The 12,602-nt window shown below is 70.4% G+C and carries 13 protein-coding genes; 2 read left to right on the plus strand and 11 right to left on the minus strand.

Annotated elements, in window-relative coordinates:
* Positions 1-156: 156 nt before the first annotated feature.
* Complete coding sequence (locus AB0K03_RS36005) at positions 157-2,826, plus strand: LuxR C-terminal-related transcriptional regulator (RefSeq protein ID WP_364694847.1); 2,670 nt, start codon at positions 157-159, stop codon at positions 2,824-2,826.
* An 81-nt stretch (positions 2,827-2,907) separates the two neighbouring features.
* Here the strand turns inward: AB0K03_RS36005 and AB0K03_RS36010 are convergent, their stop codons facing one another.
* Positions 2,908-3,282, minus strand: coding sequence for a DUF2267 domain-containing protein (locus AB0K03_RS36010; protein WP_364694850.1), 375 nt, complete (start codon positions 3,280-3,282; stop codon positions 2,908-2,910).
* Between the two features lie 351 nt (positions 3,283-3,633).
* Between AB0K03_RS36010 and AB0K03_RS36015 the strand changes: the two genes are divergently transcribed.
* Positions 3,634-5,094 carry a hemerythrin domain-containing protein gene (locus AB0K03_RS36015; protein ID WP_364694853.1) on the plus strand — a complete coding sequence of 487 codons (1,461 nt, stop codon included), beginning with the start codon at positions 3,634-3,636 and terminating at the stop codon, positions 5,092-5,094.
* Positions 5,095-5,229: 135 nt separating this feature from the next.
* On the opposite strand, the gene AB0K03_RS36020 is transcribed toward AB0K03_RS36015, so the two are convergent.
* From AB0K03_RS36020 to AB0K03_RS36065, 10 genes are all read right to left on the minus strand, one after another.
* A complete protein-coding gene (locus tag AB0K03_RS36020; RefSeq protein WP_364694856.1) occupies positions 5,230-5,493 on the minus strand; it encodes a UBP-type zinc finger domain-containing protein in 264 nt (87 codons plus the stop codon).
* Between the two features lie 3 nt (positions 5,494-5,496).
* Positions 5,497-5,904 carry a hypothetical protein gene (locus tag AB0K03_RS36025; protein ID WP_364694859.1) on the minus strand — a complete coding sequence of 136 codons (408 nt, stop codon included), beginning with the start codon at positions 5,902-5,904 and terminating at the stop codon, positions 5,497-5,499.
* 83 nt (positions 5,905-5,987) lie between these two features.
* The gene (locus AB0K03_RS36030) at positions 5,988-7,613 is read right to left on the minus strand and encodes an MFS transporter (RefSeq protein WP_364694862.1); all 1,626 of its coding nucleotides are present in this window, start codon (positions 7,611-7,613) and stop codon (positions 5,988-5,990) included.
* Positions 7,614-7,680: 67 nt separating this feature from the next.
* A complete protein-coding gene (locus AB0K03_RS36035; RefSeq protein WP_364694865.1) occupies positions 7,681-8,091 on the minus strand; it encodes a four-helix bundle copper-binding protein in 411 nt (136 codons plus the stop codon).
* Between the two features lie 14 nt (positions 8,092-8,105).
* Positions 8,106-8,555, minus strand: coding sequence for a DUF1931 family protein (locus AB0K03_RS36040; RefSeq protein WP_364694868.1), 450 nt, complete (start codon positions 8,553-8,555; stop codon positions 8,106-8,108).
* Positions 8,556-8,567: 12 nt separating this feature from the next.
* Positions 8,568-9,512: a PrsW family glutamic-type intramembrane protease gene (locus AB0K03_RS36045; protein ID WP_364694871.1), complete on the minus strand. Its 945-nt coding sequence runs from the start codon at positions 9,510-9,512 to the stop codon at positions 8,568-8,570.
* Between the two features lie 180 nt (positions 9,513-9,692).
* Entirely contained in the window at positions 9,693-10,529 is an 837-nt protein-coding gene (locus tag AB0K03_RS36050; RefSeq protein WP_364694874.1) for an aldo/keto reductase, read from the minus strand.
* On the minus strand, positions 10,526-11,032 hold the full coding sequence (locus tag AB0K03_RS36055; RefSeq protein WP_364694876.1) for an Hsp20/alpha crystallin family protein: 507 nt from the start codon (positions 11,030-11,032) through the stop codon (positions 10,526-10,528). The genes AB0K03_RS36050 and AB0K03_RS36055 overlap by 4 nt, the downstream gene beginning before the upstream one ends.
* 171 nt (positions 11,033-11,203) lie before the next feature.
* Positions 11,204-11,881: a BON domain-containing protein gene (locus AB0K03_RS36060; protein WP_364694879.1), complete on the minus strand. Its 678-nt coding sequence runs from the start codon at positions 11,879-11,881 to the stop codon at positions 11,204-11,206.
* Between the two features lie 51 nt (positions 11,882-11,932).
* A complete protein-coding gene (locus AB0K03_RS36065; protein ID WP_364694882.1) occupies positions 11,933-12,532 on the minus strand; it encodes a DsbA family protein in 600 nt (199 codons plus the stop codon).
* Between the last annotated feature and the right edge of the window lie 70 nt (positions 12,533-12,602).

A 12,602-nucleotide genomic window follows, 5' to 3' on the forward strand; every position in this document is an offset into this window, starting at 1 on the left:
CACCCGGACCCGAGGGCTCCGGACCCGCGCGGCGAAGCTGACACGGCGTCTCAGCGGCCTGATCGGTAGTCCTGCCAATCGACACCCCATCGGCCGAGTTGGTGAGATCAGGAGGGACGTACCGCCGCGACGTGGGTGAGGGCCGCTCGGATGCCGATGATCGAGGAAGCACCGATCGACGAGTGGAGCCCATGCCCACTGACGGACTCCCCGGCACTCGACGCCGGTCCGGCCGGCGCCCCCGCACTCGGCCGGCAGCTGCACCACGTCGCCCGGCCGCGCCTGCTGTCCCGTCTCGACGCCCGGCACGCCCGCCTCACCGTCGTGTCCGCGCCGGCCGGCTGGGGAAAGACAACTCTGCTGGCGTCGTGGGCACAGCGGCAACGAGGCCGTGCTGTGTGGGTGGCCGGTGGCGGCACCGCCGGATTCTGGCACCGGGTGACGACCGCAGTCGGCACCAGTGCCACAACCCTGGCCGGGACGGCGAACGCAGCGAAACCCTCGGACGGCCCGGCCGCGCTCGCCAGAATACTCGGATCCACGTCGTCACCGCTGGCGATCGTGGTTGACGACTGCAACGACGGTGCCGGCCCGGGCGCGCTGGCGGACCTGGCGCAGGTCGTGCGGACCAGCCCCAGGCCGGTGCGGCTGGTGCTGGCATGCCGCGGCACTCCGGCGCTGCCCCTGCACCGGTGGCGGATGGACCGGGAGCTCCTCACGCTCGAGGAGGACGAACTCGCCTTCTCCATCGACGAGGCGGCCGACCTGTTCGCGGGCCACCAGGTGGCGCTGCCTCGCCTGGCCCTCGCGGACCTGCACGCCCGGCTGGAAGGCTGGGCCACCGGTCTCCGGCTCGCCGCCGGCGCTCTGACACACCATGCCGACCGGGCGCAAGCGCCGTTGGACACCCCGGCGATCGACCTCATCGCCGACTATCTCGGCGCCGAGGTGCTGGCCCGGCTTGATCCCCAGGTGCGTCGCATGCTTGTGGAGGCCTCGGTCGCCGAGCGGCTCACCGCCGGTCTGCTCGACATGCTCTCCGACGGCGTCAACGGCGCCGCCGTCCTGGCCGACCTGCAGCGGCAGGGCGCGTTCATTCGCCGGATTCCCAGCCCGAGCGATTCGTATCGGCTGCATCCGATGCTCAGCCGGGTTCTGTACCGGGAACTCACCCGGCACGACCGCGACCGAGCCGGCCGGGCGCACCGCCGGGCGGCCGCCTGGCATCTGATTCAGGGACCCCCGGTGGAGGCGTTGCGGCATCTGCTCGCGGCCGGCGAATGGGAGCCGGCCGCCGACATGCTGCGTAGCCACTGGCCCGACATCGCGGTCGGCAGCCGCCGGCTCGACGTGGACCCCATCGTCACCTCCGTGCCCGGGCCCGACGCGCCGGCACACGTGGTCCTCGCGATGGCGGCGGAACGGCTCGACGCCCGCGACACCACCTCTGCCCGGCATCTGCTGCACCTGGCCGAGACCGGCGCGCACGAGGGCGAGCCCGCAGCGTCCATCATGACGGCCTTCCGGCTGGCCACCGCGAGACTCGACGGTCACCTGCACCGCGTGTGCGCGACGGCCGCCGAGGTCTTGGCCGAACCGGTTCCGCAGTCCTCCGCGGCGCATCGGCTGCGGCCGCTCGCCCTGCTGGCTCTGGGCACTGCCAGGCTGCACCTCGGCCAGCTGACCGAGGCGGGCCGGTGTCTCGGCGAGGCACTGATCCTTGCCCGCCGGCGCGACCTCGATCACGTCCAGGTCAGCGCCACCAGTCATCTCGCGGCCTGGTACGCGGAGCTCGGCCACCTGCACGACGCGGTCCGGACCGCCCGGGAGGCGCTCGAACTGGGCGGACGGCTGGGTCTCGAGCAGCTGACCGACCTGAGCTGGAGCAGGCTGGCGCTGGCCGAGGCGTACTTCCAGTGGGACCGGCTCGACGACGCCTGGTGCTGCGCCGCCGCGGCCCTGGACGGCGCCTGCGGCGACCGGCTGATCCACCTCGCCGGGACCATCCTGCAGACCCGCATCCAGGTGGCTACCGGCCGGCTGTCCGAGGCACACGACGCGCTGCGGGCCGCCTACCAGGAGTCCGCCGTCGCGGACCTACCGGCGCCGGCCCGGCGCGCCCTCGCCCTCGCGGAGGCGGAACTGCGGCTCGCGTGCGGCGACCCCGCCGCCGCCCATCGGCGCCTGACGTCCTGGCCGGACGCGGAGCCGTTACCGGCCCAGGCCGCGGTCGTCGAGGGATCCGTCCTGCTGGCCGAGGGCCGGGCGGCCGCGGCGGGCACCGTCGTCGCGCCGTACCTGACCCGCGCCGATCCCGGCACGTCTCTGACCAGCCGGGCCCGCGCGGGTCTCGTCGCCGCGCTGGCCGGGAAGGCGACCGGACACCGGGACCAGGTCATGCACGGTCTCGGGGTCGCGCTGAAGGTGGCCGACGAGGAAGGGCACCGGCGCTGCTTCATCGCCGGCGGGCACGCGGTGCAGGCGCTGATCGAGTCGGTGGGGCCCGCGATGTCAGCGTATCCGCCGGTGGTCGCTGCGCTCGCGGCCACCATGGACCCGCTGGTCGCGGACGCCTCCGGAACGCACCTGCGGTTGCATCAGGGCGCTGGCGCCGCCATTGCCGGCCCTCCGGTGGAACCGTTGACCAGCCGGGAACGGACCGTGCTGCGGTATCTGCAGGGCACACTGTCGCATGTCGAGATCGCGGCGGTGCTGTCCATCTCGGTCAACACGGTCAAGACCCACGTGAAGAACATCTACCGCAAGCTGGGCGCCGGCCGGCGCAAAGAGGCGGTCCGGCTGGCCCGTGAACTGGGTCTGTTATGAGACGTTCTCGCAATGGGATTGGGGATCACCGAACCTTCCTTCGCGCGGTGCAGGCCCGCACAGGCCCGTTCGGCTTCCCGCCTACGCCGTCGCCACGAGCCGGCCGAATTCCCTCGGCAGTTGGGCCATCGCGTCGGTGAACTCCTTGTGCCCGACCGTCTCGTGCAGAGCCGAGAGCACTGCCGCCACGCCCCGCTCAGCGGTCGCCCGGTCCACCCCGGCGTGTTCGGCGACCCGGCGCATGAACTCGTCGTACGAGAACGGCTCGGCCGGCTCGGTCGGCTTGATCAGATAGGGCCGGAGCTGGTCCGGTACGTGTTCGACCAGATCGTCGGCCTCGCCGCCGCTGATCCGGGCCGCGAGGGTGAGCAGAGTGCCCTCGGTGAGCAGCCGGGCAGTGTCCTCGGGCACACCGGCCCGCTCGGCCACCTTGTCGATGAATGCCAGTTCCGCCATCGCGGTTACCTCTCTCTTCTGCATCACCGCGGACGCTACGAAGTCCCGAGGTGATGTCAGCTCACCTGGCGGAGGTGAATCCGCCGACGACGAGTGACCGCCGCGGCGGCCCGAGCCCTGGTGCGTCAGGACTGCGTGTGCGGCAGGAGGAACCGCTGGGGGGTCGTCACCTCCTGAAAGGTGGTGGCGAGCCGATGGCGTCCCTCAGCAGCCACGGGGAAGCGTCCCTCATCGGCCGGAACCACCCACTCCAGGTGACCCGTTCTCGCCCGCACCGACGCGACGATGTCGGCGGCAGACCCACCGGAAGCGGCACGGGTCCGGCTACATCCGCGACGCGGAGGAGATCTCGTGTTTGATCCGCTGGACCACCCCGGAATCCCGGTCGACCACCATGGCCGGCATTGGCACGAATTCGACGTCGAACCGGTCGACGCGCGCGCGACCGACCCGTTCACCCTTCGCCGGATCAGCGTGATGGCGGCGGTCGAAGCGAATGCCGAGCATTTCGACCGGCGGTTCGCGAACCACGTCCAGGACGCCGACGCACGCCGGTCGGTGAACAGCCTGGGCGACGCGACCGCCGCACGGCGACGGCACATAGCGGCGGTACGGGCACCCGTCCACGGCGCGGCGGAGCACGCGATCGACCGTGAACGGGCGGCTTTCGACATGACTGGCTGGGCGGCCCGCAACGAGCTCGAGCCGGACCGGTCGTCGGCGTACCAGCAGCACGCGTGGCAGCACCTGGCACGGCTGCGCCGCTACGCCGAGTCCGGCGACCGCGCACAGGTCCCCTGGGTCGCTCAGATGGCTGACGAGATGTACGGCTCAAGGCCGCCCGAGGCCACCGCGCCGGTCGGCGGCCGGACACCCGCCGTCCCGGTGACGCGGCCGCTGTCGCTGCTGCACGACTGGATGGTGCACGCGGCCGACCGATGGGCAGGCGCGCAACAGCTCGACATCCGCGGGGATGGCTGGGAAGCATTGGTCGTGCACGAGTCGGCGAGCTGTTACCTCTACTACGCGTTCGCGGCCGAAGAGGACGACCGGCGGCTACGGCCGATGTGGGAACTGCATCTGCAGATGCAGCTGGCGCATCTGCACGTGGCGTCGGATCTGCTACGGCGCCATCGCGGTCGTGACCCCCAGGAGGTGATCGGCGAGGGCCTGCCCGAGCCCGTGACCCTGCGAACCGACCGGCCGCTGGTCTGGGCTCACGCGCCGGACCGGCCGGGAGACAGCCGCCCCGCGCGCCGTCGCGACCGGGACCGGATGCGCCCGGACCCTGCACAGGACGTGCTGGACCTGCTGACCGCGCACCATACTCGGATGAACCGGCTGTTCGGCCGTGCGGCCGGGTCCGCCGGAGAAGAGGCCCGCATGGCGCTCGGTGAGCTGGCGCAGTTGATCGCGGCGCACGAGATCGCCGAGGAGCAGATGATCCACCCGCTCGTCCGGCGACTGCACCCGGACGACCATGTGGCCGACCGTCTCCTCGAGGAGGAGAGCGAGATCAGCGACGCGCTGTCCTACGTTGTGCGCGCCGCCACCCACGGCCACCTCGACGACACGATCGGCGGCCTGCGCGACATGGTGACCGCCCACTCCCGCCGCGAGGAACATGACGAGTTCCCGCACATCCGCAGGAGCCTGCCGGTGCAGGAGCGCAGGGAGATGGGCCGGGCGGTCCGCGCGGCCGAGGCGGCGGCCGCCGCCGACGCCGGCCCGCGGCACGCCGCGGCGGCCGAGCCGCGGGCCGTGGCACAGACCGCGGACCGCGTCCGCGACGCGCTCGCCGGCTTCTCCTGAGGCTCGGCGCGCATCTCTCCGGACGGCAGGCGCCGTGCCAGATCGGCGTTGCCGTCGGGAACGGGTGACGGCGCTGACCGGCTGGGTGGAGGTCAGCAAGCGCTCTGCGGAACGGGCGGCCTTCCGTCGTTCACGTCACACCATCGCCTCGTCCACGAAGCACCAGCGCCAGTCCTCCCCCGGCTCGAAGGACTGGACGATCGGATGACCCACGGTATGCGCGTGCGCCCGCGCGTGCCGCATCGGTGACGAGTCGCAGCAGCCGACATGCCCGCAGGTCAGACACAGCCGCAGGTGCACCCACGGACTACCCAGCCGCAGGCATTCGGCGCAGCCTTCCGGGGTCTGCGGGACGACCGGCCGGATCATGACGACGTGCGGGTCGGAGGAGACGGTCACGGCTCAGCCGTCGGCTTTCGTCAGCATGTCCTTGTCGGTGACCGTCAGGTGGACGGCACCGTCCTGCACACGGTCGATCTCATCCGCGGCGACGTACCCGTCGGGTTTGAGGAAGCCCTTGCGGTCGACCTTGATGAAGCCGAGACGGAGAAGCCGCGCCCGTATCTCGCCCGCCACCCGCGGCTCACCGTTGTCCGTCTCCTCGCCCGCCGTGGTGATCGCCTCCGGATCGCCGAGCTTGACGAGCTCCACCTTGCCGACCTCCGTGCCGGCGGCGTCGAGAACGCGCATCCCCTCCACGACCTGGGAGATCGGCGCGCTCGCGCTGCCGGGATTCAGGGTATCCGTCATGATCCGCCTCGAGCTCTTGTCGTTTCCTCTGTTGCGGTACTGGCAACCCGACACCGGCATCGCGTCTCTTCAGAGTTACCGTCTCCAGCGGTCGCCGTCGATTGGCAGCATTGCCCATGCCACCGCCGCTGCGACCGGGCAGATCATCGATCCGGCGACAGTCGCAGCGCGTACGCCCAGATCAGGTGCCGGACCACCGGCTCGGCGCCGTCCATGGTCAGCGACCGGGCCGCCGCCTCCAGTTCCCAGTCCCATGCCGTGCCGCGTTCCAGGTGCTGGCGCACATGCTCGTGCCACGTCGCCACGGTGAACGTCTCCACGTACACGGAGGGGTCGGCCACGTCCCGGAACAGGCCCCACAGCGTGGCCCCGGTCCTTTTCCGGGAGCGGCTCACGTGGTGCATGGCCTCGACGAAGGCCTCCGCGTCCGGCTCCGCGACCCGCCACCGCACCTCGACCAGCACCGGACCGACGCTGGAGTCCGACTCCGGACCGACAGCCGGCTCCGGCCAGAACGGCTTACGGCTCAGGTCCAGCGACTTCCGGGGCAGGCGAAGCCTGCGGACGGTCACCGCGGACACCGCCAGCAGTGCAACGCCTGGCACGACGAAGGCGGCGCGCAACCCGGCCAAGCTCGCCAGCACGCCCCAGCCGAGCGCCCCGAATGCCTGCCCGCCCATGAAGACGAGCTGGAAGTAGGCCAGGGCGCGAGCGCGGGTCCAGGCCGGCAGCAATGTCTGGGCGGTGGCGTTGAGAGTGGACTGCGCCCCGATCCAGGACGCACCGGCGATCGTCAGCGCCGGCAGCACCGGCCCCGGCCGCTGCTGGGTGCCGATCACCACCATGGACATCCCGTAGACCGCCGTGGACACGGTCACCAGCGTGTTCGCGCCGAACATCTCGCGAAGGCGGCCGACCACGAAGGCCCCGGCCACCGCCCCGATGCCGATGCCGGCCAGCAGGACGCCGTACCCATCGGGGCCGAGCCCCAGCGGCCCCCGGGCGACGGCCGGCAACAACGCCCACAGACCGCTGGCGAAAATCATGAACAGCGCCGACCGCACGAGAACGGTGGCGAATCGGGGAGCGTTCAGGATGTAGCGCACGCCGGCCCGGGTCGCCGCGAGGACGTGTTCGGCGCCCAGTGGGCGGTGGTCCGGCGGCCGCTTCCACCGGTACAGCACCACCAGGACGCCGACGAAGGACATCGTGTTGAAGGCGAAGGTGGCAGCCGGGCCGGCGGCGGCAATCAGCAGGCCACCCACCGCGGGACCGACCGCCCGCGCCACGTTGAAGTTGGCGCCGTTCAGCACCGCGGCCTGCGGCACCTCGGGGCGGCTGACCAGTTCCGGCTGGATGGCCTGGAACGACGGCACCGACAACGCCTGACCCACGCCCATGACGGCGATCAGCCCGAGCAGCAGCGGCGGGGTGGTCCGGCCGAAGGCGGTGGCAGCGGTGAGCCCGGCGGCTCCCCCGCACATCAGCGCCTGTCCGGTCAGCAACAGCCGCCGCCGGTCCAGGATGTCGCCCAGCGCGCCGAAGGGCACGACGAGCACGAACACCGGCAGCGTGGAGGCGGCCTGGACGAGCGCCGTCGCCAGCGCACCGCCACCGAGGTCGCCCATCAGCCACTGCGCACCGATGGTCTGCATCCAGGTGCCCGTGTTGGCCACGAACTGCGCAAGCCACAGGGCACGAAAGACCGGCCGCCGCAGCGGCGCCCACCCTGAGACCGGCACCGCCGCTTCGGTCACGGCTCGAGACATGTGCGCGCCGAACCGGCCCACGGTACGGCCACGACGGGACGCAGAGAAGGTCCGTTCGAGGTGTCGCTCACGGTTCACCGTCTCGAAGAAGGCGCTGGCACGCTTGCCCGCAACGGCGGCACGCCTCGCCGCAGATCTGACAGGCCTCCATGTCCAAGGCGTGCTTCCGGCACTCCTCGTAGCACGCCCGGCATGCCTCGTCGAGAGCCCGCAGAGCCGCTGCGGCCACGGACGGTTCGTACGGAGTGGATCTGGACAACACCCGCGCCACCGCCGTCGCCATGTCGGCGCAATTGAGTGCGGCGCCGCCGCACCGGGCCAGGTGCGCCGCGGACGGGTCCGCCGAACAGGCGTCGGCGCAGGAGGTACACGCCTGGGCGCAGTTGAGAGCCTCCTGGATGCAGATGACCAGCATGTTCTCGTCCACTTGCGGCCGCTTCGCCGGGTAGGCGCTGAGCATGGCTGCCACGTCGGTCATCGGCTCGCCTTCCGTCAGATCAACATGTCGAAGATGTGGAAGACCCGCTCCCAGTGCTGGGACTGCGGGTTCTTCACGCCGGGATCGATCTCCCGGAAGGTCCGGGCGAGTGCGATGCTGAGCCCGCCGACAACAGCCGGCAGGCGCGCCTCGGTCTCCTGGCTCAGCGCACGGTCGAGCGGCGGGTACGCCGTCAACCGGCCGAGGATCGGCTCCAGCTCGATCTCCTCGTCGAGCTTGCGGAATGCGTGCATGCTCTCCTGCAGCCCCTTGGTGACGGGCAGATCCGAGGGCTCGACGATGTCCCTGGCGTTCGCCCCCGCCGTGGCCTGCGCGATCAGCAACAGCCCGTACAGCTTGCGTTCGACGAATTCGCTGTATCGTTTGAGATCGTCCTTGTCGACGTCGAGTTCCGCTGCGGCCCGGAAGAAGCGCTCGAACTTCGCGACACCGAATACCGGCATGGTCGTCCCCTCTCATGAACCCACGGCTGGTACGACCGGCGGCCGGGCGGTCGCCCACGCCAGGCGAACCGGTCGCGGCGTCCTGCGCCACAGGACCAGCAGCCAGGCGACCCCGATGATCGAGACGAGGGCGAGGCCGCCCCACTCCATGGCGGTGAAGATGTTGACCTGGTCGGTGCTCGGCTCGACGAGCCACCCGTGCGGCGTGGCAACGAACTGCTCTCCCTCGGTCAGCACCAGGGTCAGGTAGAGGGCGATGCTGTGCATCGAATCCCACAGACCGTGCAGAATCGACACGCCGAGGTACGCGACAAGCACCTTCGCGGTGATCCTGAAGCGCTCGCGCTCGGACGCAGCGAACAGCACACCGCCCAGGATCGCGGTCCACAGGCCATGCCCGACCGGCGCCAGCAGCCCGCGCAACAACTCGGTCTGCACCAGTTGGACCAGCGACAGTCCGTCGACCGAGAAGAGCGCGGTGAAGGCGTAACCTGCGGACTCGAAGGCGGCGAACCCGAAGCCGACGGTGGCGCCGAGGATCATCCCGTCCCGGAGTGACCTGGTGCGCAGGTGGCGGGTCAGCATCATCAGCGCGCCGAGCTTGACCGCCTCCTCGATCAACCCGACGCCGAAGAACAACCACGGCGACGGGTGCAACAGGAAGGACTCGAGCACGGAGGCGCCCAGGACGCCGAGAACGCCGCCGGTGACGAACGTCGAGAAGATCAGTCCGGCGGTCATCTCTCCGGTCTCGCGGCGTTCGAAGGCCCACGCGACGAAGGTCACCGGCACCAGGAAACTGCCGAGCAGCACCACGGTCGGGATCAGGTTGGGATTGCCGGTCACGAAAATGATCACAACGGCGGCCACCCAGAAGGCGAGCCCGGTCAGGAAGATGCGGAGCCACACGCGGCGTACCCGCGTCACGCCGTGGTGGGTGAACCCGGCCTCGACCACGATCGGCCTCCTTTCGTCGGACGGGGGCCGACGACATGCGGCGTGCCGCCGTCCGGCTCCACCGTCGCCGGCCCTGTACGGACCCGGTACTTCAGAAGTACCGCCACCGGCCGCCGCCGTCGATTGGCATCGTTGCCAATCCGCAAGGCCGCCGCGGGTCATCCCGACTCATGGCGGTCCTCAGAGGGTTTCCAAGGGCCGGGCCGTGATCGGCGGCGGGAACGCGGCGTCCAATTCGGCCAGGTCCGGAGGGCTGAGCCTGATCGCGGCCGCTGCCGCGTTGTCCTGCACGCGGGCGATCGACCCCGACTTGGGGATCGCGCAGACCAGCGGCTGCCGGAGCACCCAGGCCAGCGCGAGCTGAGCCGCAGTGATCTCGTTGCGCTCCGCCACGGCGCGTACCACCGGATGCGACAGCAGATCACCCTGATCGATCGGTGAATACGCCATCACCGGCAGGCCCTGCTCACGACACCACGGCAGGAGGTTGAACTCGGGGCCACGGCGCGCGAGGTTGTAGAGCACCTGGTCGGTCTGGACGTCTATCCCACGCGGAATCTGCATCAGGTCGTCGAGGTCCATCGCGTCGAAGTTGCTGACCCCCCAGTAGCGGATCCAACCCCGCTTCTGCAGTTCCACAAAGGCCTCGATCGTCTCCCAGAGCGGCACGGAACCCCGCCAGTGCAGCAGGTACATGTCCAGGCGATCGGTCTTGAGCCGGCGCAGGCTCGCCGCGCAGGCGTCGATGGCGCCCCGGTGGGTCGCGTGCGACGGCAGCACCTTGCTGATCAGGAAGACCTCGTCACGGCGACCGCTGATCGCGTCGCCGACAAGCCGCTCGGTCTCACCCTCGGCGTACATCTCGGCGGTGTCGATCAGGGTCATACCGAGGTCGAGACCGAGCCGGAGCGCGCCGATCTCGGCATTCCGCTGCTCGCGGATCTCGGCCATATGCCAGGTGCCCTGTCCCAGCACGGGAATCGTCTCCCCGGCCGGGAGGGCGATGCGCCGGATCACGGGTCCGTACATCCTTCCTCCTTGCTCTCTGACCATCGATCTCGAAGCTGTGGCCGTACGGCTCCGGCGGCTGCCTTGCGCAAGCGCACGGCCAGTACGCCGTCGTGCAGGAACGCCTCCACCTGCTCCTGATCGATGTCCTCGGGAAGGGCGACCACGTACTGGAACCGCCCGGCCTGTCGCAGCATCCCCATGCGCTCCTCCTGCTTGATCTCTCCGGCGACCCGGACCTCGTTGTCCCGCACCTCGATGATGAGGTCGTCCCGGTGGACACCCGGCGCCTCCAGCTCCAGGACGTAGGTGTCGTCCGTTTCCTCGAGGTCCGCCGCCGGCACCCAGAACGGCGCTCGGGAGGCGCCACCGAAGCTCCGCTCCCCCCGCAGGAAGCTGTTGATGATCTCGCCGATCCGCTCCGGGAGGTGCTCGAGATCGGCACGCGGGTCACCGCGGCGGGCAGGCACGGTGAACAATCGGCGATAACGGACAGGAGTAGTGATGGTCACGCTGTTCAGCTCCTTCCGGAGCGGCGACCGGATACGGACCCACGTCCGCACCAGGACGCAGCGCGGTGCTGCGCTGCCGTGATCGTCGTCAGCGCCGGGGTGAGCGCGGCTCACCTTCGGCGGGGCGATGTCGCGAGCCGCTTCCGGACGGCCGATGCTGCCGGGCTCGGGTCAGGCCTGGATGACGATCCGGTTCTCGACCTCGGTCACACCCGGGGCCGACCACGCCACCCGTTCGGCCTCCCGCCGCTCCGCCCAGGACCGCACGGCTCCGGTAAGAATCACCTTGTTGCCCTCAGTGGTCACGGTGATCCGCTCGGCATCCGTCTCCGCGGTACGGACCAGGGCTTGTTCGATGTTCTTCTTGAGCTCTTCGGGCGAAGGACCGGTCCGCGGCCGTACGCTGACGAAGTTCGTGACGCCCTTGACCCCGACGAGGTTCCGGACCACCCGTTCCGCCTCGGTCCGCTCGTACTCCCACTCGACCTCGCCGCGCAGCGTGAGCCAGCCGCCGGACACCGAGACCTTGACCGCCTCTGCCGGTACGAGGGAATCCAGTTCGAGGGCGCGGGCGGCGGCCTCGGCGATGGCGACATCGCTCAGCTCGTTGTCGCCCTCCAGGCGTACCTCGATGTCGTTCACGACGGCCTTGACCCCACGCACGCGCAGCGCCGCGCGTTCGGCGGCCCATCTCTTGCTGTAGCTGTCCACCCACCCGCTGAGGGTCACCACACCGTTCGTGACGGCGACACCGACCTCGCTCGGCGCCACCTTGGCGTCCCACTTCAGCTCGAGCAGCACCTCGCGCTGAATGTCCTCGTCGGTGGGGGTGGTAATTGTGCTCGCCATACCGAATCCTCCTTCTGCCTCTGGACCTCGAGCCGTGCCGCCGGAGCTCGACTACCGCAGAGGCCGTCGCGCAGCGGCGCTCGAGGTGTCCGGTGCGCGCGCCGCCGCGTCGGCCGCGTCGACCGCCGCTACCAACTCCGGCATGGAATCCCCACCCTTGTAGCGCATCCCGTTGATGAAGAACGTGGGGGTGCCGCTGACGCCGCTGCGGACGCCACTGACGAAGTCCCACCGGACCTTGTCCAGGAACCTGTGGTCCCGGAGCTCTCCCGCGATCGCCTCGCCGTCGAGACCCATGTCAGTCAGCGCGGCGATGAGGGTCACCGGACTGAGCCGGCCCTGATGGGCGAACAGCCAGTCGTGGACCGTCCAGAACCGGCCCCTGGCCCCCGCCGCCTCGGCCGCCTCGGCGGCCGTCTCCGCGTACGGGTGAACGTTGATCAGCGGGAAATGACGGTACGCGAACCGCACCAGCTTCGTCCGTCTGTGCAGCAGTTGCCGCACGACGGTGTGCGCGCGGGCACAATACGGGCACTGGTAGTCGCCGTACTCGACGACGGTGACCGGCGCGTCCTCGGGACCGAGTACATGGTCCCGATCGTCGACGGGAACGGCGAGCCGGTCACCGGTTGGTGCCAACGGGGAAGTCACCTCCTCATCCTCACGCGCGCCAGGGTGAGAGCAGGTCACCCGCCCTGGGTGGCTTGTGCGCCCGGGCGAC

Source organism: Actinoplanes sp. NPDC049316 (assembly GCF_040677315.1).
Classification (GTDB): Bacteria; Actinomycetota; Actinomycetes; order Mycobacteriales; family Micromonosporaceae; genus Actinoplanes.